General features: G+C 41.0%; 25 protein-coding genes and 1 pseudogene. 17 read left to right on the top strand and 9 right to left on the bottom strand.

From position 1 onward, the window contains the following. Positions 1-430: 430 nt before the first annotated feature. Entirely contained in the window at positions 431-808 is a 378-nt protein-coding gene (locus ACNQO6_RS07680; protein ID WP_440208564.1) for a hypothetical protein, read from the bottom strand. 394 nt (positions 809-1,202) lie between these two features. Here ACNQO6_RS07680 and ACNQO6_RS07675 point away from each other — a divergent pair, with 394 nt between their 5' ends. The 5 genes from ACNQO6_RS07675 to ACNQO6_RS07655 all read left to right on the top strand — a co-directional run bounded on the left by ACNQO6_RS07675 (position 1,203) and on the right by ACNQO6_RS07655 (position 3,520). Continuing rightward, positions 1,203-1,463 (top strand): hypothetical protein, encoded by a 261-nt coding sequence (locus ACNQO6_RS07675; protein ID WP_440208563.1) that lies wholly within the window; start codon positions 1,203-1,205, stop codon positions 1,461-1,463. Positions 1,464-1,759: 296 nt separating this feature from the next. Beyond that, entirely contained in the window at positions 1,760-1,954 is a 195-nt protein-coding gene (locus ACNQO6_RS07670) for a hypothetical protein (protein WP_343581565.1), read from the top strand. A gap of 69 nt (positions 1,955-2,023) precedes the next feature. Then, complete coding sequence (locus ACNQO6_RS07665; RefSeq protein WP_343581566.1) at positions 2,024-2,257, top strand: hypothetical protein; 234 nt, start codon at positions 2,024-2,026, stop codon at positions 2,255-2,257. 339 nt (positions 2,258-2,596) lie between these two features. Then, positions 2,597-2,797 (top strand): hypothetical protein, encoded by a 201-nt coding sequence (locus tag ACNQO6_RS07660; protein ID WP_343581567.1) that lies wholly within the window; start codon positions 2,597-2,599, stop codon positions 2,795-2,797. A gap of 129 nt (positions 2,798-2,926) precedes the next feature. Then, positions 2,927-3,520 (top strand): lysozyme, encoded by a 594-nt coding sequence (locus ACNQO6_RS07655; RefSeq protein ID WP_440208562.1) that lies wholly within the window; start codon positions 2,927-2,929, stop codon positions 3,518-3,520. Between the two features lie 42 nt (positions 3,521-3,562). On the opposite strand, the gene ACNQO6_RS07650 is transcribed toward ACNQO6_RS07655, so the two are convergent. The 3 genes from ACNQO6_RS07650 to ACNQO6_RS07640 all read right to left on the bottom strand — a co-directional run bounded on the left by ACNQO6_RS07650 (position 3,563) and on the right by ACNQO6_RS07640 (position 5,061). Then, complete coding sequence (locus ACNQO6_RS07650; RefSeq protein ID WP_440208561.1) at positions 3,563-3,997, bottom strand: N-acetyltransferase; 435 nt, start codon at positions 3,995-3,997, stop codon at positions 3,563-3,565. Positions 3,998-4,107: 110 nt separating this feature from the next. Continuing rightward, positions 4,108-4,425 carry a DMT family transporter gene (locus ACNQO6_RS07645; protein ID WP_343581571.1) on the bottom strand — a complete coding sequence of 106 codons (318 nt, stop codon included), beginning with the start codon at positions 4,423-4,425 and terminating at the stop codon, positions 4,108-4,110. Positions 4,426-4,617: 192 nt separating this feature from the next. Then, a complete protein-coding gene (locus ACNQO6_RS07640; RefSeq protein WP_440208560.1) occupies positions 4,618-5,061 on the bottom strand; it encodes a BLUF domain-containing protein in 444 nt (147 codons plus the stop codon). 262 nt (positions 5,062-5,323) lie between these two features. Here ACNQO6_RS07640 and ACNQO6_RS07635 point away from each other — a divergent pair, with 262 nt between their 5' ends. Next, positions 5,324-5,905, top strand: coding sequence for an isochorismatase family protein (locus ACNQO6_RS07635; protein WP_440208559.1), 582 nt, complete (start codon positions 5,324-5,326; stop codon positions 5,903-5,905). Positions 5,906-5,998: 93 nt separating this feature from the next. On the opposite strand, the gene ACNQO6_RS07630 is transcribed toward ACNQO6_RS07635, so the two are convergent. The 3 genes from ACNQO6_RS07630 to ACNQO6_RS07620 form a co-directional block, all read right to left on the bottom strand. Then, on the bottom strand, positions 5,999-6,571 hold the full coding sequence (locus ACNQO6_RS07630) for an RDD family protein (RefSeq protein ID WP_440208558.1): 573 nt from the start codon (positions 6,569-6,571) through the stop codon (positions 5,999-6,001). A 134-nt stretch (positions 6,572-6,705) separates the two neighbouring features. Further along, positions 6,706-7,578 (bottom strand): NAD(P)-dependent oxidoreductase, encoded by an 873-nt coding sequence (locus ACNQO6_RS07625; RefSeq protein WP_324620909.1) that lies wholly within the window; start codon positions 7,576-7,578, stop codon positions 6,706-6,708. Positions 7,579-7,581: 3 nt separating this feature from the next. Next, positions 7,582-8,667 (bottom strand): alpha/beta fold hydrolase, encoded by a 1,086-nt coding sequence (locus ACNQO6_RS07620; RefSeq protein WP_343578388.1) that lies wholly within the window; start codon positions 8,665-8,667, stop codon positions 7,582-7,584. Positions 8,668-8,802: 135 nt separating this feature from the next. Between ACNQO6_RS07620 and ACNQO6_RS07615 the strand changes: the two genes are divergently transcribed. The 4 genes from ACNQO6_RS07615 (at position 8,803) to ACNQO6_RS07600 (ending at position 12,435) form a co-directional block, all read left to right on the top strand. Next, positions 8,803-9,990, top strand: a complete 1,188-nt coding sequence (locus ACNQO6_RS07615) for an O-succinylhomoserine sulfhydrylase (protein WP_440208557.1) — start codon at positions 8,803-8,805, stop codon at positions 9,988-9,990. A gap of 12 nt (positions 9,991-10,002) precedes the next feature. Continuing rightward, on the top strand, positions 10,003-10,332 hold the full coding sequence (locus tag ACNQO6_RS07610; RefSeq protein WP_004772118.1) for a YbaB/EbfC family nucleoid-associated protein: 330 nt from the start codon (positions 10,003-10,005) through the stop codon (positions 10,330-10,332). 71 nt (positions 10,333-10,403) lie between these two features. After that, on the top strand, positions 10,404-11,000 hold the full coding sequence (gene recR / locus ACNQO6_RS07605; protein ID WP_343578385.1) for a recombination mediator RecR: 597 nt from the start codon (positions 10,404-10,406) through the stop codon (positions 10,998-11,000). A 292-nt stretch (positions 11,001-11,292) separates the two neighbouring features. Continuing rightward, complete coding sequence (locus tag ACNQO6_RS07600; protein WP_440208556.1) at positions 11,293-12,435, top strand: ribonuclease D; 1,143 nt, start codon at positions 11,293-11,295, stop codon at positions 12,433-12,435. Positions 12,436-12,458: 23 nt separating this feature from the next. Here the strand turns inward: ACNQO6_RS07600 and ACNQO6_RS07595 are convergent, their stop codons facing one another. Then, the gene (locus ACNQO6_RS07595) at positions 12,459-13,193 is read right to left on the bottom strand and encodes a class I SAM-dependent methyltransferase (protein ID WP_343578383.1); all 735 of its coding nucleotides are present in this window, start codon (positions 13,191-13,193) and stop codon (positions 12,459-12,461) included. A 170-nt stretch (positions 13,194-13,363) separates the two neighbouring features. Between ACNQO6_RS07595 and ACNQO6_RS07590 the strand changes: the two genes are divergently transcribed. The 7 genes and pseudogenes from ACNQO6_RS07590 (at position 13,364) to aroC (ending at position 18,966) form a co-directional block, all read left to right on the top strand. Beyond that, entirely contained in the window at positions 13,364-13,669 is a 306-nt protein-coding gene (locus ACNQO6_RS07590) for a YcgL domain-containing protein (protein WP_005230383.1), read from the top strand. Next, positions 13,662-14,048: a hypothetical protein gene (locus tag ACNQO6_RS07585; protein ID WP_343578382.1), complete on the top strand. Its 387-nt coding sequence runs from the start codon at positions 13,662-13,664 to the stop codon at positions 14,046-14,048. The genes ACNQO6_RS07590 and ACNQO6_RS07585 overlap by 8 nt, the downstream gene beginning before the upstream one ends. 35 nt (positions 14,049-14,083) lie before the next feature. After that, on the top strand, positions 14,084-14,935 hold the full coding sequence (locus ACNQO6_RS07580; RefSeq protein WP_005230387.1) for an AAA family ATPase: 852 nt from the start codon (positions 14,084-14,086) through the stop codon (positions 14,933-14,935). Positions 14,936-14,947: 12 nt separating this feature from the next. Beyond that, the gene (locus tag ACNQO6_RS07575) at positions 14,948-16,135 is read left to right on the top strand and encodes a vWA domain-containing protein (RefSeq protein WP_440208555.1); all 1,188 of its coding nucleotides are present in this window, start codon (positions 14,948-14,950) and stop codon (positions 16,133-16,135) included. A gap of 191 nt (positions 16,136-16,326) precedes the next feature. Continuing rightward, a pseudogene (locus ACNQO6_RS07570) lies at positions 16,327-16,725 on the top strand (tryptophan synthase subunit beta); the annotation flags it as partial. A gap of 125 nt (positions 16,726-16,850) precedes the next feature. Beyond that, positions 16,851-17,861 (top strand): 50S ribosomal protein L3 N(5)-glutamine methyltransferase, encoded by a 1,011-nt coding sequence (gene prmB, locus ACNQO6_RS07565; protein ID WP_343578379.1) that lies wholly within the window; start codon positions 16,851-16,853, stop codon positions 17,859-17,861. Positions 17,862-17,874: 13 nt separating this feature from the next. Continuing rightward, the gene (gene aroC, locus ACNQO6_RS07560; protein ID WP_005230392.1) at positions 17,875-18,966 is read left to right on the top strand and encodes a chorismate synthase; all 1,092 of its coding nucleotides are present in this window, start codon (positions 17,875-17,877) and stop codon (positions 18,964-18,966) included. A gap of 110 nt (positions 18,967-19,076) precedes the next feature. Here aroC and ACNQO6_RS07555 read toward each other — a convergent pair whose 3' ends face one another. Beyond that, the gene (locus ACNQO6_RS07555) at positions 19,077-20,306 is read right to left on the bottom strand and encodes a GGDEF domain-containing protein (protein ID WP_343578377.1); all 1,230 of its coding nucleotides are present in this window, start codon (positions 20,304-20,306) and stop codon (positions 19,077-19,079) included. Between the last annotated feature and the right edge of the window lie 86 nt (positions 20,307-20,392).

The raw sequence follows: 20,392 nt of genomic DNA, 5'->3' as shown, positions 1-20,392 counted from the left end.
AACTCCTATGTCATTCTTTTTATACCACTATTTATAAAATTTCTCTGCTTTTAGATATTAACAATTCTCCTCCTAAACATTGGAAAGATGATTTATTCTGAACCGTGTTTACAGGACAAAATCAAAAAATTGTACTTTTTCCAAATACTAAAACTATCTGCTTATATAGATAAAATAGAATTGATTTACCCTTACTCAAGAATCTAAAACATAAGCTGGAAAAAGAATAATAAATTTTAAAAAAAGGCCCGATCTATTCATAAAAGTTGAGTTTTATAACAAATGAATATTGAGAAGAGGGGGTATTAAATATGCAATATTTTTAAACGACATTTATCTGACATGATTTCTCTACTCAAAGGCTGGGAGACCACAGCCCTTGAATGAATAAATCGTAAATAAAGGTGTGACACTGCCAGATGGATATGGCTTAAACACCATTATATTGAGCATTATGAAAATCGATACATTGTTCTTTGCTATAGCGCATCGTTTGGCTATTGGCATTTCGCTTTATGGCACGTTGATAATTAATAATTTTCTTCAAATTACCTTTAAGCCATTTGATTGCTAGTTCATCGGGGGTAATCGGACGAGGGTCACTGACAGATGTATCCTTGACCAGAACGGAATGCCAATCAAAAGGAGCGGCTTGCATGCCACCAAAAAATTCAGTATCAAATTCAGGTGTGTAATTTAATGAAACTTTAAGCAGATAGATTTTAGGACCTAAACGGACATTGTAAAACCCATTTATATCTTTGCCCATATATTGGGCGAAAGGGGTTGTATAGCGTTGTTTTTGCATCACATCATGCTCCACAAAATATGTTTTTTGCGCGGTATGAGTTCTGGAAGTGGTGCTTTACTAAAAGATCAATTCGGGAGAGAGCAACATATTGGGGGAACTCACCCTATTTATATGGTGACAAGCTGATCATATTTACAGCATTTTAAAGTGTTAATACGTCATAACTTGTCGGGTAGATGTGATTTAATTTATAGAAAATTGCCGGAACAATGCATTCACGTTGTAGAGATAAATAAAAAAAGAATCTGTTTTATCTGATTGAAATAAAATAAAAAAAATTTAATTTTTAGGATTAAATAAATCTTATGTATCTATTCATAGGAGATAATGATGGCATAATCATTAAAATTAAAACGCGACTAAACCCTCAATTTCATCAAGAAATTAAAAAATGCTGACATATATTAGAAATAACTTTCCTATTTTTATACTGCTCGTCATTGTTGCTGCTGGAATGGGTTCTTCTTTTTTCACCGGTCGATGGATTCTGGCCCCCACATTAGGAGAAGTGGATAGTAAGTGCTATGGTGTAGATGTTCCGCAAACGATTGAGTATTCTAAAGTACTTTATTTCTGTTCATGTATTCATACCATTGCCATTGAAAATAAAGCAGAAAAGTATCGATACTGCACGGATCACATAGAAAAATAATGCAATAGCGCTTAGGCCATGAAATGATTGGCTGGATAGCGAAGAGGGGAATAAAAAAATAAAGCGGTCCTGTCACTCGACTAGAGAGTCAAGTTTTATATTATGTAGTTAAACTTTAAAATAATTGGCTTACTTCCATATTTTTGTTGATATACGTCACACTTTGTTCTATATTCGCGTTGTTGTTTCATTATAACTAAACAACAATAACCCTCATTCAGCGCAAAAGAATAAAGGGCAAGCTCACTCCCCAGGAGTGGGCTTTTTTATTGATCAAAATAGACTAGAATAGTGGGATGAAAAGATCCCGCCCTAAGCCTGAACTTGCTACTCCAGCCTGGAGCACAGAACAAGATTGTTTTCTGATTGAGAACAGCACTTTGCCTATTGAGTTGTTAATGTTAAATCTACCTTTTTCGGAAGACGAGATTCGGGTACGTAAAACTGTGCTTGGACTGGTTCGCAGACAAAGACAGATGCATCGACTGTGAAATAAATATTTAATTTATCAGTAATTTTTATTCTTTTGTGATATAAAAGGTCTTTATCAGGGGATTGATATGGCAATTATCACATTAAGAGATATCGAGGCAAATAAGAACATCAGGGTCAAAGCGATTGTTGATCCAAGTGTAAAACTTGATGCCGATGGTAAATTTGAAATTATTAAAAATATCAAATGGATATTTGAAGAGACGGAGCGCGAAGTTCCGGTAGAATTTCATGACACCTTGAAGAATGCCAAACTTGATCAATATGTCGGTTTGCAATATGTGATAATCAAGATTGAATGATTACACATTTCCTTAGGTGTGTTAATGAAGAAATAGGCAGATAAAAAAACCGAAGTTATTTGTCAGGATAAAGGTTTTACTGAACTGCACAGCTCAGGCTCATAGTGAGCAGACTTATATAGCAGATATAGTGACTATAGGTTTATATAAGAACTCAATAAAACCATGCAAGATCAACAGGCACAATAGCTTTCGATTCATCAGGCGCTTAGGCGTCTTTTTTATTGCTCATCAATACATTTTGAAGCATTGGTTACACAAATCGTGCTTGTTCACTGTTGAATATCACTATCAATTATTCAAGCATAAAACGGTCTATTTAAATAAAGGATACAGGTCATGATCGATGAAAATAAGCCTTTAAATTTTGATGATGATAATCAAGCGCTAGATTTTGAAGATGAAGAATTCATTGATGATAAAAAAGAGGATGAGTTATACAACAGTATTACCAAAGATGGTTCGAGTGTAGATCCTGCAGATGATGGTGAAAAGCATATTCGACCTGAAGATGGTGACCCGATTGAAGTTGAAGAATGAATAAGCCCGCTTCAGCGGGTTTTTCATTGAGTAAGTAACATAAATAAAGCAGGCTCTGGATGTTATCAATGATAGGGTGAGTTGTGAGTACATCATTGAAATGGTTGAAGGATAGCGATAGAGCGCAGCATGAAGACGTTTTTTAATTTTTTACATAGGATGATCGGCGCTAGAACAGTTCCACCTCGGCAGCATGCAGCAACTAACCATTCAAATATTGCTACGGCTGTTGATGTAGATGAATTAATCGCAGTGGCGGTCGATCAGGATCATTCGGTGAAAAGCATAAGCCCGCTGGGAATTAATTTAATCACTAGTTTCGAAGACTTGAAACTAGCAGCTTATGATGATGGAACAGGGACATGGACCATTGGTTTTGGTACAACGGTTTATCCTGATGGTATTCGGGTAAAACAAGGCGATCACTGTACTGTAGAGCAGGCAAAATCTTTTTTTCAACATGATTTAAAGCGTTTTCAGGCCGGTGTAAATAATGCGGTGCGGGTAGTGCTATCTCAAAATCAATTTGATGCTTTGGTTTCCCTAAGTTATAATATCGGTCAAAATGCATTTAACAACTCCACACTGCTCAAGTGTTTAAATGCTGGAAACTACCAAGCCGCAGCAGACCAGTTTCTGGTATGGAATAAAGGGGGAGGTCAAATTCTCAAAGGATTGGTTCGCCGCCGTGAAGTGGAAAGAGCACTCTTCCTTAAGCGGTAAAATCAATTTTTACAGCATCGGAGTTAAATAATGCGGGTGAATCTATAATTTCTCCCAAAACATGACATATTCTTTGCAATTGGTAGCTGTATCTATCGCTTCATTTAAAATTTTAAAGCCATTGGATTGATAAAACTTCACACTGTTTTGATTTTCTTGATATACGTTTAATTGTAGACGGTTTCTCATTTCTTGAGCGTAAGTTACCAGTTGTCTGCCGATGCCTTTGTCCTGATGGCCAGGTGATACAAAAATTGCTGCAATGGCATCGTCTAGCAATGCAATAAATCCATAAATATTATTTTCATCTTCAGCGAGATAAACCTCAGACATCGGCAAATAGATGTCTTGCATTTTGTCTATATTCCTTTGCCAATAGCTCGCAGGAATAAAGTGATGCGCTTTTATTGAAGCTTCCAGCCATATTTTTGTTAATTCATTAAAATCATTGGAGCTTGCTTTTCGAATACGGTACAACGGATTACCTCTGCTAAAAGATATAAAAGGCTTTTTAGCATAACATAGCTTGAGAAAATGCAATTTAATGTCGTTAAAAAAGCCCTCAATAGGGCTTTATAGAATAAGTATTAATGGGTGGTGATTTTCATCAATACAACACCAAACACGATTGAAGCTGCAGCCAAAAGACGTAACAAGCCCATCGGTTCATTTAAAAAGAATATCCCAATCAGGAATGCGCCGACGGCACCAATTCCCACCCATACTGTATAGGCAGTACCCAATGGCAGTGATTTCATGGCTACGGCGAGCAGACCAAAACTGAGAATCATAAAAACAATGGTGATGATGCTTGGTGTCAGTTTCGTAAAACCTTCAGACATTTTCATGGAATATGCCCAAACGATTTCGAAAATACCAGCTAAAATTAGATAAGCCCAAGCCATTGCAGACACCTCTTTATTAATGTTTTTTAGGTCGTCCTAAAGCTTAAAAAAATGAAAAAGAGGTCGTCCCCTTTGCTTTATATAAACATTTCTAACCGAATGCTTCAATTCATGTTAAGTAAAAAATTGTTTTTATTAGTTAAATGGCATCCTTGATTAGGGATACCATCTAACTGGAAAAATTAGATTTATTTAAGAGACATAAGCCTGTACATCGTACTCAGGTTCACCTGCCAGAACAGCTACAAATTTCTCTACGGTTTCAGCAGTTAACAGATAAGGGTTAAATTCTTCTAAATGATATTTCATGAAGAAATCAGTAATGTTTTGATTGATTGGTGAAAATTTCATAGACCATTGAGAGAATAATTTATCTTTACATTCAATATAATAGAGAATTTCACAATTGATATGGCGCTCATCTTTGACAATCTTACTGTAAAAAAGGTCATCAATGATGGCTTTCGGACCTTCCAGACATTGCACAAAATAGCCATGACCATAATATAAAACACCTGTAATATCATGGCGATAATTAAAATCTATCGCTTCATCAAGGATTTCAATCAAATTCATTTTTAAGTTTGAGTCAATGTTCTTAATTTTACTCACGTATAAAAGTCTGACAGACTCCATGATTGATATGCTCATTTTTGAATGGATGAATATTTCTTATATAGAAAAAACAAAGGTTTGTATAGTTTGTTATGTAATAGGGCGCATTCTTTTGTAATCGGAAATTAACAAGCAAAATCTGGTCTACGGCATATGAAATGATGAGATCTGTTAGACCATGGAATTATGAGTCCGCTGCTGTAAGTTGCCTGCGATTATAGACTGTGCTCATAACTTTATTTTAACCAGACGGTGAATTGTGAGTGTTGGTAAGAAGGATTGAATGATTAAAAATAATACGTGGAATAACTTTAATGTCGAAGCACTAATTATCGTCGATGTGCAACATGCTTTTGTATCAGGTGCAGAAGCCGTACCAGCATCTGAGCGATTGATTGCTTCAATTGGTATTTTAATTGCTAAAGCTAGAGCTGCAAATGCTCCCTTGATCTTCTTGCAAAATGACGGAGAAGTTGAGGCTGTAGATGAGCCTTATCAAGCGGGTTGGGAGTTATTTTTTGCTCCTCAGCCTCATGAGTTCGTGGTACGAAAAAGTGAGGATAATGGTTTTGATGGAACATCACTCCAGCATATTCTAGATAAGCTTAAAGTTCAGTCTTTCGCCATATGTGGTGTTTTATCAGAAATGTGTGTGGCTGCAACAGCACGTGCTGCTTTAGCACGAGGTTATGCAGTATTGTTACCCCATGATGCCCATGCCACCTATGATGTTCCCGCAGGCCCAGGATCGGAAGCTGTACCAGCTGCTATGGCAGCCAGGGCAGCAGAATGGTCGCTGGGTGATGAGATTGTGATTTGTGCATCAGTGGATGAGGTCGGTTTTATCAAAAGCAACGATTATTAAACATAAGCAGATGAAAAAATTAAAATTTACAGATTATCATTCGTCCACTTATTGACTCTTTAAAGTCAATATCACTCAATAGCTTACACATTCTTATTTTGCATATGCTTTTTTTATGACTACTGTACCTGCCATAAAGTCATGAATAGCCCGTTTTCTTTTATTAAAAAGTAAAACAATAAATTCACTCCACCACCAAATTTGGCTTAGGGTACTCACCAAGCTATACCAAGCTGGATATAAAAGAAGAATGTATTTAGCTCGATCAGTAAAACCTGCATTTAAGTATATTTCTGGATCAGCATATTTCAATGCAATAAGTTGAGCTATAACTGCGATCAAAGAAAGACAGATCTCGACGGAAGATCTTAATAAAGCTTGTCTAAGGTTAATCTGAGTTCCATCAGGACATGTGATTTTTATACCAACCGCCATTTTTCCGAGAGTAGCTCCAAATCGGTAATGGAAGTAAATGACATAAGCAGAAAATAATAAGCTTGAAACAACTAATGTGATCATTGAGCTGGTTATCGATATACTTTGAATAAGGTGGACGATAAACATTAGAGGAATCATTAATAGTGAGTCCATAATAGCAGCGGCTAGACGTTTCCAAAATCCTGCATAGACTTTGTGATTGTCTATTTCAATTGGTAAAAAAACCATTTTCCCCTCAAAAGAATATTATAAGTTAATATGAGAAATTATAATTAAATCAATATTTTTTAATAGACTTGCTTTGATATTAAGCAATACGTTTATCTAAAAAACCGCTCTTTCGAGCGGTTCTAAAGATTCTCTTATTTCAGCGTAATTTTACTCCATGATTCATACAGTTTTGCTGCTGCGGAGAAGTCACTATTTGGCTCCGCAGTTAAATTTGCTGTTTGAATCAGGCTCTGTGTTAAAGCGAGTAGAGGGGCTGGTAATTTGGCATCCTTAACCAGATCCAGTGCAATTCCTGTATCTTTCGCCAGTAAGGGTAGACCAAACGTCACTGGGAATTCACGGCTCAGTACGCGTTGCGGGAAAATATTTTCGGTCACAAAGCTTTTGCCACTCGATGCATTTACACAATTCAATGCCGCATCCAGATTCACGCCATGCGCTTTTAAGGTACTGAAACCTTCGGTCACTGACCATAAATTTACGGCAAGCAGCATATTATTAATGGCTTTTACCGCAAACCCGGCGCCAGGTTCACCGACGTGCTGAATCAATTTACCTAATGCTGCCATTGCAGGATAAGCACGTTCAAAAGCCTCCACATCGCCACCGACCATAAAGGTCAAGGTTGCATTTTCAGCACCGACTGTTTGACCACTGACAGGTGCATCCAGAAAATCAACATTTTGTGCTTTTAACTTTTCCACCAGACGGCGGGCTGAATCCGGTACACCGCTGGTACAATCAATCCAGATTGAACCTGATTTAATCGCAACGCCTTCAATTAACTGTTCAACGTCATCGCTGGTGGGTAAACAGGAAAAGATAATATCGGCCTGTACTGCCTGAGCAAGTTCTACTGCCGTGGTGCCATACTCTGCTGCATGTTGTTCTGCCTTGCTAAAATTTCGGTTCCAGACCAGAACTTTCTCAAAATATTTAGGAAGATGCGCTGCCATGCGATATCCCATAGCGCCTAAACCGATGAATGCAACAGATTGAGTCATACTTTACCTTTTTATTTGCGTCGATCGTTCGGCTAACCATGTGGTTAAAGTTGGCCAGAACTCAATAGAACTGTTTTGACTGGACATTAAACCTAAGTGCCCACCAGGGATAAGAGTAAACGTGACATCTTGACTGCTTGTCAACTGGGTTAGAGGAAATGCAGACTCGGAAGTCACCAGTTGATCGCCTTTGCCTGCACCGACAAGAAGTGAACAATCAATGTTTTTAAGTTCAATGGTTTTGTTCTTGAGGCGAATTGCACCATGCTTCAAAGGATTCTGTAGCCACACATTGAACAGCATGTCCTGATTCACACCACCTGGATAATCAATCATATTATTTAAGAAGTGGCTGAGGGTGGCATCTTCCTGTACCAGTTTCAAATTATCCAGATTTTTCAATAACTGGATATTGCCATCAATCCAGCCTTTAGGATCAAGCAGTTTGAAGCCAAGTGAGTTAAGGAAGCCCGGTGAGTGGATCATCAGTTTGGGTAAGCGATTATAGATATAGTCTTTAATGGTTGGATTGCGGTTAGTGAGATATGCCAGTGTCTTGTAGAGCTTGCCGATATAGCCTGATGCATAGCTATCGATCGGGCTGCCTAAAACCACAAGATTTTTCACTGCACTCGGTTGATGACGTGCGGTGTAAAGCGTGACAAAAATGCCTGCCATACTCCAGCCGTGTAACGAAATTTTTTCAGATTGTGCATGTTGTTGAATGGCTTCAATACATTTTGGAATAAACTTATCAATAAAAGATAGAAAGTTAATCTGATAGTTTTTATAAGTAAGTTTGCCCCAATCAATCAGATAAACATCAAAACCGCTATCCTGAAAATGTTTGACCAAAGAACGGTAAGGATACAGGTCATAGATATCCATATTAATCGCTAAGGGTGCAACAAAAACCAGCGGTTCCTTATAACGCTTATTCTCTGAAGCGTAGAAACGGACACGGGTTTGTTTGAATTGGGCAATCACTTGATAGGGCGTTGATTGGGACAAAACCAGTTTGTCTGCATCGAATACACGCATAGCCAGATGTTTAAAATTTATTTTTTGCTGTTCCACAAGCGATTTCATCTTAGAAAGTCTCGTCATGAGTCAAGATTGCACGAAGTCTAAGCGATAATTTCATCTTACGCCTTGACCTTAAATACCTTAGGCGATCAAAATATTGGCACATTTCGACATTATGATCATAAGGCATACAAAACGATGAATCCAAGCGATGATTTAGAATACCAACTAGAAACACTGGCAATTCGCACAGGGCATGATCGTACCTCTGAAGGTGAACATAGTGAGCCAATCTTTCTGACCTCATCATTTGTGTGCGACAGTGCGGCTGATGCTGCTGCAAAATTTTCTGGACAAATCGAAGGGAATACCTATTCACGTTATACCAATCCTACGGTTCAGGCCTTTGAAAAGCGTCTAGCAGTTTTGGATGGTGCAGAACGTGCGGTTGCGACCAGTTCCGGTATGGCAGCAGTCCATGCAATGTGTATGGCCTATTTAAAGGCGGGTGATCATGTCATCTGTTCTCGTGCCGTGTTTGGTTCAATCATTGCCTTATTTGAAAAATATGTCGCGAAATTTGCGGTTGAAGTGACTTTTGTTGATCTGGGTGATCTTGAGGGCTGGAAACAGGCGATTCGTCCAAATACCCGTATCCTGTTTATCGAAACGCCGTCGAACCCATTGGCACAAGTGGGCGATATGCAGGCGATTGCTGATATTGCCCATGCCAATGGTGCTTTATTTGCCGTCGATAACTGTTTCTGTACCCCAGTTTTACAGCAGCCCATCAAGTTTGGTGCGGATTTAGTGCTTTACTCAGCAACCAAATATATCGATGGTCAGGGCCGTGCGCTGGGTGGTGCAGTGGTCGGTAAGCATGACTTGCTTGAAGAAGTAAACGGTGTGATCCGTACTTTGGGTAATTCTATGAGTCCATTTAATGCATGGATCTTCTTGAAAGGCCTTGAAACACTGAGCATCCGTATGAAAGCCCATTGTGAGAGTGCGCAGAAACTGGCTGAATGGTTACATCAGCACGAAAAAGTGGAAAAAGTCTATTACGCAGGCTTACCTGATCATCCGGGACATGAACTCGCGAAAAAACAACAAAAAGGTTTTGGCGGTGTCGTATCCTTTGTGGTGAAAGGTGAACGTGAAGGCGCATGGACGGTGATCGATAAAACGCGCTTCTTGTCGATTACCAGTAATCTGGGTGACGTTAAGTCAACAATTACACATCCAGCAACCACCTCACATGGTAGAATGTCGGCAGAAGCTAAACAAGCTGCAGGAATTGAAGAAGGTTTAATTCGTGTGTCTGTTGGTTTAGAAGACATTGATGATATTATTCGCGACTTATCACGCGGTTTAGATTTAATTTAACGAGAGAAACTTATGAACATTAATATGCTCATGCAGCAAGCTCAGCGCATGCAAAAAGATATGGAAACTAATCTTAAAAAAGCCAAAGAAGAGCTTGCAAATACTGAAGTTCATGCGGAAGCAGGCGGTGGTTTAGTTAAAGTAACCATGACGTGCCGTAATGTCGTTAAGCGTATCGAAATTAGTCCTGACCTGTTACAAGACGAAGCAGACATGATTGAAGATTTGATTGCTGCGGCAATGAATGATGCTGCACGTCAGGCAGAAGCAATTTCAGAAGAAAAACTTCAAGGTGCCAACTCAGGTATGGGCTTACCACCAGGTTTATCTGGCTTATTCTAATTGAGTATTCCTCAAGCACTCGATCCGGGTGCTTGGGGAATCTTTTTTTCTACAAATAATCGAGTTAATTAGTGTTTAGTGAACGATTTGAACAACTGGTTCAAGCATTACGTATTCTGCCGAGTGTTGGTCCAAAATCAGCACAGCGTATGGCATTGCATTTATTAATGAAAAATCGCGAAGGTGCTTTTGCACTGTCTTATGCTTTACATGAAGCTTCCAGCCATATTCATGAATGTCGTATCTGTCACTCTTTAACAGAACATGATGTCTGTGATATTTGTGCTTCGGTAGAACGTGATGAGCAATTGCTTTGTGTAGTTGAATCACCAGCAGATGTTATGGCGATTGAGCAAAGTGGCAGTTTCCGCGGTAAATATCATGTTCTAGGCGGACATTTGTCACCTTTAGATGGAATTGGTCCGGAAGAAATCGGGATTCCTTACCTGATTCAGCGTTTGAGCGAAGGACAGATTCAGGAAGTCATTCTGGCGACCAATGCGACAGTAGAAGGGCAAGCAACTGCACATTATCTGGTTGAAGCGACCAAGCATTTACCGATTCATATGACCCGAATTGCACAAGGCGTACCTCAAGGTGGTGAGCTGGAATATGTCGATAGCCATACCTTAAGTCAGGCTGTGCATAACCGTATGCGCATGAAATAACAGTCTCATTGGGCATTTTCTTATATTTATTTTAAATTCATGCTGTTAATTTAAACAAATAATTAAATTTTACATTTTGTCTAACATTATCGTAGATCTATTTGCGATGATTTGTGGCACTATGAGCTGGCGAAAAGGATTTTCGTTTTTTGATGAAAGGGAGAGAGGAGTAATTTCATGTTTTATATGTGGAATACCAATTAAATTTTTTTGTATTTTGTTTTAGTTAAGCAATGGCTGATCCTAGACAGCTCTATTGCGTATGGTTCTATATTATTTTACTTGAGCACACATGTTTCAGTTTATCCAGCAGCAACAAGATTTAGCTGTTCTCCTAAGCCAGATGGAACAGTGTTCTGTCTATGCACTTGATACCGAATTTATCAAGGTCGATACCTTATATCCCAAACTTGGTGTTTGCCAAATTAATTTAAATGGCCAGATTCTGTTACTTGATGGCGCTGCGCTGGATCTGACCTATTTCTGGCCAAAGATTTTTGCTGCACAACAAAATATCTTTCATGCCTGCGGTGAAGACATTGACCTGATTTATCATTATGCAGATCAGAAGCCATTAAATAATGTGTTTGATACCCAGATTGCAATGGCTTTTCTGGGGCATGGTCTACAAGTCAGTTATCAGAATGCATTAAAAACCTGTCTCAATATCGATATTGAAAAAGACCAGACCCGTTCTGACTGGTTGGCAAGACCGCTGTCACAAGAGCAAATGAGTTACGCGGCAAATGATGTTCTTTATCTGACCAAGCTGGCGGATACGTTGAAAAATGACCTGAAAGTGAAAGGGCTGTATCAATACGTACTGGAAGACTGTCAGAATCTCACCAAAGAGATTGCAACGGAAACACCACTGCCAGAACTTTATACCGACATTGGTAACTACCGTCATTCACGCCGTGAGTTAATGCAATTGCAGCAGTTGAGCATCTGGCGAGAACAGATTACCAAGGCATTGAATCAGCCCCGTAGCTTTATTCTTCGCAACGGTACCATGATTGATCTGGTGGAAAAGAACCCGCGGAATACCTTCCAACTTGCCAAGATTAAAGATATACGTCCGAATGTGGTACGTGAGCATGGTAAAACCATTCTGGACTTGCTGAAATTTTTGCCGCCTGAACATGAATGGCCTTTACGTATGGCTCGGCCGATCAAGAATAATTCAAAAGAAGTTGCGCCGAAGATAGATGCTTTAATTGCTAATGTCGTGCTTCAGACCGGAATCCCGAAAGAAGTATTACTGCGTAAGAAATGGATGAATGCCATCTATGAGCATGTGGTATTCCATCGGGATGAGCAAAGCTTGCCGAGTTATTTAACGGGCTGGCGTTATGAGCTGCTGACTCAACCCTTGATTGCCTTACTCCGGGAAGATATTGATTATCTGGCAGCACAAATGAAAATTGCCCGTTAGAATTATGAGAAAGAGCTAAGTCATTAGCTCTTTTTTTTGGCCTTGATGATCAGCATCATGGGCCGTCTTCGTTCATCTTGCCAGCCCATCTTTTCCATCATTGCATCGCTAGGCAGTGGTTCAATCAGGGCGGTGATTTCAAAACCTGCTTTGAGTAAAGCCATGACATGGGTTTCGATAGTGCGGTGATATTTCACCACATGGGTACCCAGGAACTGTGTTTCTCTTTGACCTTCTTCAAAATAATGGTCCACAGGCCAATATAGTGGCTGTTTCTCATGACTATAAATCCAGTCTTGCTGTGCACGTGAGGTGAAAACCGGGTGTTCGACGGAATAATAGAGTTTACCGTGTGGGACGAGCAGTTGAGCAGCTTTTTCGAATACAGCATCCAGATCTTGAACGTAATGCAAGGCCAGTGAACTGATGATCAGGTCAAATGATGCTGCTTCAGCGCTAAAATTTTCAATCGAACTATGTTGGTAAACCACATTTTTTGCTGTATTTAACTGACGTGCTTTTTCTAGCATTTTAGTGGATAAATCAATCCCAGTCACAGAACTTGCACCTTGTTCGGCAGCATATTGACAATGCCAGCCATAGCCGCAGCCCAAGTCCAAAACGGTTTTATTGTTTAACTCTGGTAGGTGTGCTTTAAATGCGGACCATTCACCAGCAGCGTGCAAGCCATATACCGAACGAGGCATTTTTGAATATTCAGTAAAAAATACAGGATCATCATATTTGTTTTGTTGCATGGCTGTTCCACCCAAAAATCAGTGTTTGATTATGGCATTCTAAGACACGGCATGGAAATAAAGGCTAAGGTGGCGAAAGAAAAAAGTCGACTCTGGCGTTAACAATCCTTAATGTATCCATTTTTATTTTCATGTATGCTGTCTTTGATTGTTAATAGATGTGAGTAAACATGCACTGCGATATTTATAGATCGAGCAAAAAAGATGAAATGTATATGTACATTGCTCGTCCAAATTATCCTGATGACAAGGAACAAGAGAACCCGTTTGAAGGTGTTCCAGAAAGCGTTTTACAGGCCTTCGGCAAAGCCACCTTTGTGATGCATTTAGAACTTCATAATGAGCGAAAACTTGCACGTGCCAACGTTTTACATGTTTTAGATTCATTGAATACCAAAGGCTTTTTTATTCAAATGCCGCCTGAAGGACTCATCAATCCAAATGCGGTAGAACCAGAGGGCTTACGCGGTGCTTGAAACTTTAACAGCAATCTGGTCGAACATTCTCTCGGTACTGGATCAGTTTCCTGAAGAAAATGTCGCGATCATTGTTTATGTTACAGGGACGCTCATTGCATTGTGGTGCTGGTATCGTTTGATGTCACGTCTGCCCAATCCAGTCGGTGGAATCCTGTGGATCGTGGCTTTTGCTGTTCTTGCAACGCCAACGATTTCAGAAGGTCCGAATTCAGCCCTTGCCCCTGCAATTTTTGGTCTGATCTTTGGTGTGCTGACGAAAGAGCATGTCTTGATCTGGTCGAATCTATCATTGATTTTATTCGTCATTGGTACAGGGTTACTGATTGGCTTCTGCTGGTCAAAATACACGGCAAATAAAACTGCACGTTCAGTTTAGATACTAAGTTAAATATAGAAAAATAAGGTTTTTAAATGTCTGCTGATACACAACACTTCGCGGGTACAGATCAATATATCGCGACCGATAGCTTAAAACTTGCGGTGAAAGCTGCACGTGCCCTACAAAAACCATTGCTGGTCAAAGGTGAGCCGGGTACAGGTAAAACCTTGCTTGCAGAACAAGTGGCTGCCAGTCTGGGTTTAAAGCTGATTACCTGGCATATCAAATCGACCACCAAAGCCCAGCAAGGTTTGTATGAGTATGATGCGGTGTCGCGATTACGTGATAGCCAGTTAGGTGATGATCGTGTCTATGACATTAAAAACTATATCAAGCCGGGTAAATTGTGGGAAGCATTTACTAGCGAAGAGCGTTGTGTATTGTTAATTGATGAAATTGACAAGGCAGATATTGAGTTCCCGAATGACTTGTTGCATGAACTCGACAAAATGTCGTTTTATGTCTATGAGACAGGCGAAACCATTACTGCCACACAACGCCCGATTGTCATTATTACCTCGAATAATGAGAAGGAATTGCCAGATGCTTTCTTGCGTCGTTGTTTCTTCCATTATATCGAATTCCCTGATGAAGCGACCATGCGCGACATCATTGCAGTCCATTTTCCGAATATCTCCAATACACTGGTCAGTGAAGCATTGCAGGTGTTCTTTAAATTACGTGAAATCCCGAATTTGAAGAAGCCACCATCAACTTCAGAGCTGATTGACTGGTTAAGCTTGTTGATGGCGGATGATATGCCGGAAGATGTATTGCGTAATCATGACAAATCGAAAGCGATTCCACCATTATATGGTGCCTTGATCAAGAATGAACAAGATGTGCAATTACTTGAACGTTTAGCCTTTATGTCACGTCGTTAAGAGTACTGAGCAATGTTTGTGCGACTGTTTTACACCTTACGCAAATATGGCGTACCGGTCACGACACGTGAGCTCATTGATCTCAATCAGGCAGTAGCTTCAGGTCTTGTGTTTGCAGATCAGGACGAGTTCTATCAGTTAGCGAAAACGGTTTTAGTCAAAGATGAACGCTTCTTTGACAAGTTCGATCGAGCCATGAAAGATTACTTTGATGGGATCGAAACCTTTGATCTGGATGAATTGCTGAAACAGGTTCACAAGTTACCGAAAGACTGGTTTGATCTTGAACTGCTGGAAAAGCATCTGACGCCTGAACAACGTGCGGAATTACAAAAAGCCGGTTCTCTGGAAGAACTGATGAAAATGCTGGAAGAGCGTTTGCGTGAACAGCATAAGAAACATCAGGGCGGCAACCGTATGGTTGGCACAGGTGGTACTTCACCTTTTGGCGCCTTTGGTGATCATCCTGAAGGTGTTCGCATCGGTGGGCCTGGGCGTAAACGTTCGGCGGTGAAAGTGTGGGAACAGCGTAAATACCAGAATCTGGATGATGATCAGGTGCTGGGAACCCGCCAGATGCAAATAGCCTTGCGTCGCTTACGCAAGTTTGCCCGTCAAGGGGCTGCTGAAGAGCTAGATGTGGATGGCACCATCCGTGAAACCGCCAAACAGGGCATTCTGGATGTACAACTGGTGCCTGAGCGTCGTAACCGCATTAAAGTGTTAATGCTGTTTGATGTTGGCGGTTCGATGGATGCTTATATTGCTGAATGTGAAAAGCTGTTCAGTGCGGCCAAATCCGAGTTTAAAACCCTCGAATACTTCTATTTCCATAACTGCCTGTATGACTATGTCTGGAAAGACAACCATCGCCGTAGCGCAACCCGTATGAATACCTGGGATCTGTTCCATACCTATGGCCGTGATTATCGTGTGATTGTGGTGGGTGATGCCAGTATGGCGCCGTATGAGTTAAAGTCGGTCGGTGGCTCGGTTGAGTATATGAATGATGAAGCCGGTGAAGTCTGGCTAAGACGTTTACGTCAGCATTTCGATAAAACTGCATGGTTGAATCCCGAAGTGGAAGGCTATTGGCATTACACCCAGACCATTCACTGGATTAAAGATATTTTTGAAAATCATATGTTTCCAATGACCCTGAAAGGCATTGAAGACATGACACGCTATTTATCGCGTTAAAATTTTTATATCAAAACTTTATAAGAACAGGAAAATACATGGAACATCAAATAAATGGCGTTGCATTGCCTAATGAGGCGGGTTTCTTTGGAAATTTTGGCGGTCAGTTCATTCCACCTCACTTAAAAGAGGCGATGGACGAGATCAATGCGGCTTATGAAGAGATTCGCCATACGGCCGAGTTTCAGGATGGTCTGGATACCGATAAGCACTCTGCAACGCTGACCTTGGGTAAGCCGGGGCAGATTCATGGTATGGCGTGTTATGTACTGGAAGATGCCAACGGCGAGCCATTGCCAGTACATTCGATTGCATCAGGTCTGGATTATCCAGGTGTCGGTCCACAACATAGTTACCTGAAAGAGCTGGGCCGTGTGCAATATGAAACGGCGACGGATCAAGAATGTCTTGATGCATTTATGACACTTTCACGTGTGGAAGGGATTGTACCGGCACTGGAAAGTTCACATGCCGTGGCATGGGCTTTACGTGAAGCACCTAAAATGGATAAGAACATCAAGATTGTGGTCAACCTTTCGGGTCGTGGCGATAAAGACTCGGACTATGTGGCAGAAAAGCTAGGCCTATAAGTTCTGACTGAATATCTCATGTTAATAGACCGCTTCTTGTAGAGAGGCGGTTTTTTTATTGTTAAATCAATCTTAATCCCGTTAGAATAAAGCGTTTTGCAATTAGCACTTTTGGAGACGCCTAAGTGGAGCGACCGACAATCAGCCCTGAACATTTACAAGAAGCGGCTGAAAACCTAGTAACCATTCGAGATTTTATCCGTTTTGGGGTAACCGCAATGCGTCAATATGACGCACACTTAGGTCAAGGGACTCAGGACTATTTTGCCGAGAGTGCTGCATTGGTACTACAAACATTGTCACTTGAGTGGAAAGCGGATGCTGAGATTCTTGATGCGAAGTTACTGCCAAGTGAAAAAGCGGAATTCCTGAGCTTATTGGAACGTCGTATCAATGACCGTATTCCAACCTCATATTTATTAAATCTGGCGTATTTCTTCAATAAGCCATTTTATGTCGATGAACGCGTGCTGATTCCACGTTCACCAATTGCCGAGTTGATTGAACAGCGTTTTGCACCATACTGCCTCGATGAGAATGGTCGTATGCTGGAAGCGTTAAACAACTTACCAGAAAGTAAAAATCCAAAAACACCGCAACGTATTCTGGATATGTGTACGGGTTCAGGTTGTATCGCGATTGCCTTGGCTTATGCTTATCCGGATGCCGAAGTTGATGCAACGGATATCTCCAAAGAAGCGTTGGAAGTGGCTTCAATTAATACAGAGCATCATGATAAGCAATATCAGGTGGCTTTGCTTGAATCAGATTTATTCTCGAAAATTCCTGCTGAAAATCAATACGACCTGATCGTGAGCAATCCTCCATATGTCGATGCCGAAGATATGGCGGATTTGCCGGAAGAGTTCTTGCATGAGCCTGAACTCGCGCTTGCTGCGGGTCAGGATGGTCTGGATCTGGTTCGTAAAATGCTTGCTCAGGCGGCTGATTATCTAACGGAAGATGGCTTGATTGTGATTGAAGTGGGTAATTCTGAATGGGCAATGCGCCAGAACTTCAACACCGTTGACTTCCATTGGCTGACTTTCCAGAAAGGTGGTTCTGGTATTTTTGCTTTAACTGCTGAACAATGCCGTCGTTATAAAGAATTATTTCAGCAATCCATTCAAAATTAAGAGGCGATAAAACATGGCAGGGAATAGTATTGGGCAACTGTTTCGAGTAACAACCTGTGGTGAGTCACATGGTGTTGGCTTGATGGCAATTGTCGATGGGGTGCCACCTGGTCTTGAGCTTTGTGAAGCCGATTTGCAAAAAGATCTTGATCGCCGTAAACCGGGAACATCAAAGTTTGCGACGCAACGAAAAGAACCGGATCAGGTTGAGATTATCTCGGGTGTGTTTGAAGGTAAAACCACAGGCACATCGATCGGTTTGTTGATCCGGAACACCGATCAGAAATCCAAAGACTACGGCAATATTGCCCAAACATTCCGTCCGGGCCATGCGGACTATACCTATACGCAAAAATACGGCTTCCGTGACTATCGTGGCGGTGGTCGTTCAAGTGCGCGTGAAACTGCAATGCGTGTTGCTGCGGGTGCGATTGCCAAGAAATATCTTGCTGAAAAGTTTGGTATTGATATTCGTGGACATGTCACACAAATTGGTAATGAAGTTGCAGAAAAACTGGATTGGGCAGAAGTTCCGAATAATCCGTTCTTCTGTGGTGATGTAGATGCCGTTCCGCGTTTTGAACAGCTGGTAACCGCTTTACGTGAGCAAGGCACCAGTTGTGGTGCCAAACTTGAAATCGTGGCTGAAAAAGTACCTGTGGGTTGGGGCGAACCTGTATTTGATCGTTTAGATGCAGATATTGCCCATGCCATGATGAGTATCAATGCGGTTAAAGGCGTTGAGATTGGCGACGGCTTTGCAGTTGCCGGGCAGTTTGGTCATGAAACCCGTGATGAGCTGACGACAGACGGTTTCCTTGCCAATCATGCTGGCGGTATCTTGGGGGGAATTTCCAGTGGACAGACTATCCGTGTTGCGATTGCATTAAAACCGACTGCAAGTATTACCACGCCAGGAAAGACCATTACCATTGATCGTGAAAATACGGATGTATTGACCAAAGGTCGTCATGATCCGTGTGTGGGTGTACGTGCAACGCCGATTGCTGAAGCGATGCTGGCGATTGTATTAATGGATCATTTTTTAAGACATCGAGCTCAAAATGCCGATGTAGTTGCTCCATTTAAACCAATCGAACCCTAATATAAAAAGATTAAGCCACACAAATAATTTATTATATGTGTGGCTTAAGTCTCATTATCATTCAGTTTAAAATTAAAGTAATTTAACCTGTATTTAATAATATATATCCATTATAAAGTTTCAGAAATTATATTATTTGTTGACGCAATATGATATTGATTGCGACCATTACTTTTCGCGATATATAACGCATGATCCGCTTGTGCAATAAATTCTGACAGACTATCTCCAATTTTCGGCATCATGGTGGCAACACCAACACTGATGGTCACATATTTGGAAACCTGACTTTTGGGATGGGCAATCCCGATATTATTGATGATTTCCATCAACCGCTTAACCTGTACCAGTGCCTGCTCGCGATCAGTCATGGCAAAGAGTAGCAGGAACTCTTCTCCACCATAACGCGCTGCCAGATCACCACTGCGTGAGGCGATAGAGCCGAGCATGATTGCAATGCGCCGTAAACACTGATCACCTTGGATATGCCCCAGAGTATCGTTATAGAGCTTAAAGAAATCGATATCGATCATCATGATGGTGATTGGCATGCTGTGGCGCGTGGCACGTTTCCATTCATTCTCCAGCACCTCATCAAGATAGCGGCGATTGGCCAGACCAGTTAAGGCATCCTGTTGAGACAGAATCGAAAGCTGCTGCGCCTGTCGCATCAGTTCTAAACGGTTGAGTTCGATCATGCAGTTTTGCAGATAGTTTTCACGGTGTTGCCGATCAGTTGCATAGGCAAGCGCCATACCCAGAAAACTACTGAAGGTATAGGTACGGTTCAGGAAGGTCCAGTCGATGGCACCACTGAGCCATGTACTAGCAATAATCCCGATCAAACCGCCGACCCAGCCCGCAATAATTGCCGTATAGAAACGCATTCCGACGAAACCGTAGATGATCACCACGGCATACATCATGGCGGCATGGAACAGAACGTTGTTTTGCCCTTGCTCGAGTACGTTAATGATCGTAAATGAAATAGCCACGGCGCCCATGGAACCGATACAGACATAGTGATCAAACCATTTATTCATCATGGGCAGGAAAGACAGCATCCATGCCAAGGTAATAATGATCCCAACCCAGCCATAGGTTGCCATCCAGGTGATCCGCAGGTCTGTCGGTAGTACCTGATAGATACCGAAGCTTAGAAACAGATATAAACCTAAAATAATAGGGGCGCGATAACGGAACTCATGCGCAGCCTCATTTCTGTACTGATCACGATAGATCACTTCTAATTCTTTAGGAAACCAAACTAAATTTAGCCCGCGAGAAATTAACAAGTCGATTTGTTCTTGTCCCAATATATTGGAAGCTTTCAACTTCATCTTATCTCTCACCACTCCCAAAAATGTTCTTATAAATGTCAAAATAGGGATTATTTTTTTACTACGTTACACTGATTTAAAAGGAA

This window comes from Acinetobacter calcoaceticus, from assembly GCF_051947995.1.
Lineage (GTDB): Bacteria > Pseudomonadota > Gammaproteobacteria > Pseudomonadales > Moraxellaceae > Acinetobacter.
This window is presented reverse-complemented; position numbering and strand designations above follow the sequence as displayed.

What these genes read in the sequence shown, in the direction of transcription:
- ACNQO6_RS07680 (WP_440208564.1), bottom strand. Translation starts at nt 808, where the DNA reads ATGCAAAAACAACGCTATACAACCCCTTTCGCCCAATATATGGGCAAA.
- ACNQO6_RS07630 (WP_440208558.1), bottom strand. Translation starts at nt 6,571, where the DNA reads ATGGTTTTTTTACCAATTGAAATAGACAATCACAAAGTCTATGCAGGA.
- ACNQO6_RS07610 (WP_004772118.1), top strand. Translation starts at nt 10,003, where the DNA reads ATGAACATTAATATGCTCATGCAGCAAGCTCAGCGCATGCAAAAAGAT.
- ACNQO6_RS07640 (WP_440208560.1), bottom strand. Translation starts at nt 5,061, where the DNA reads ATGGAGTCTGTCAGACTTTTATACGTGAGTAAAATTAAGAACATTGAC.
- ACNQO6_RS07590 (WP_005230383.1), top strand. Translation starts at nt 13,364, where the DNA reads ATGCACTGCGATATTTATAGATCGAGCAAAAAAGATGAAATGTATATG.
- ACNQO6_RS07665 (WP_343581566.1), top strand. Translation starts at nt 2,024, where the DNA reads ATGGCAATTATCACATTAAGAGATATCGAGGCAAATAAGAACATCAGG.
- ACNQO6_RS07575 (WP_440208555.1), top strand. Translation starts at nt 14,948, where the DNA reads ATGTTTGTGCGACTGTTTTACACCTTACGCAAATATGGCGTACCGGTC.
- ACNQO6_RS07615 (WP_440208557.1), top strand. Translation starts at nt 8,803, where the DNA reads ATGAATCCAAGCGATGATTTAGAATACCAACTAGAAACACTGGCAATT.
- ACNQO6_RS07635 (WP_440208559.1), top strand. Translation starts at nt 5,324, where the DNA reads ATGATTAAAAATAATACGTGGAATAACTTTAATGTCGAAGCACTAATT.
- ACNQO6_RS07595 (WP_343578383.1), bottom strand. Translation starts at nt 13,193, where the DNA reads ATGCAACAAAACAAATATGATGATCCTGTATTTTTTACTGAATATTCA.
- ACNQO6_RS07600 (WP_440208556.1), top strand. Translation starts at nt 11,293, where the DNA reads ATGTTTCAGTTTATCCAGCAGCAACAAGATTTAGCTGTTCTCCTAAGC.
- ACNQO6_RS07660 (WP_343581567.1), top strand. Translation starts at nt 2,597, where the DNA reads ATGATCGATGAAAATAAGCCTTTAAATTTTGATGATGATAATCAAGCG.
- ACNQO6_RS07625 (WP_324620909.1), bottom strand. Translation starts at nt 7,578, where the DNA reads ATGACTCAATCTGTTGCATTCATCGGTTTAGGCGCTATGGGATATCGC.
- ACNQO6_RS07620 (WP_343578388.1), bottom strand. Translation starts at nt 8,667, where the DNA reads ATGAAATCGCTTGTGGAACAGCAAAAAATAAATTTTAAACATCTGGCT.
- ACNQO6_RS07555 (WP_343578377.1), bottom strand. Translation starts at nt 20,306, where the DNA reads ATGAAGTTGAAAGCTTCCAATATATTGGGACAAGAACAAATCGACTTG.
- ACNQO6_RS07580 (WP_005230387.1), top strand. Translation starts at nt 14,084, where the DNA reads ATGTCTGCTGATACACAACACTTCGCGGGTACAGATCAATATATCGCG.
- ACNQO6_RS07655 (WP_440208562.1), top strand. Translation starts at nt 2,927, where the DNA reads ATGAAGACGTTTTTTAATTTTTTACATAGGATGATCGGCGCTAGAACA.
- ACNQO6_RS07645 (WP_343581571.1), bottom strand. Translation starts at nt 4,425, where the DNA reads ATGGCTTGGGCTTATCTAATTTTAGCTGGTATTTTCGAAATCGTTTGG.
- ACNQO6_RS07670 (WP_343581565.1), top strand. Translation starts at nt 1,760, where the DNA reads ATGAAAAGATCCCGCCCTAAGCCTGAACTTGCTACTCCAGCCTGGAGC.
- ACNQO6_RS07675 (WP_440208563.1), top strand. Translation starts at nt 1,203, where the DNA reads ATGCTGACATATATTAGAAATAACTTTCCTATTTTTATACTGCTCGTC.
- aroC (WP_005230392.1), top strand. Translation starts at nt 17,875, where the DNA reads ATGGCAGGGAATAGTATTGGGCAACTGTTTCGAGTAACAACCTGTGGT.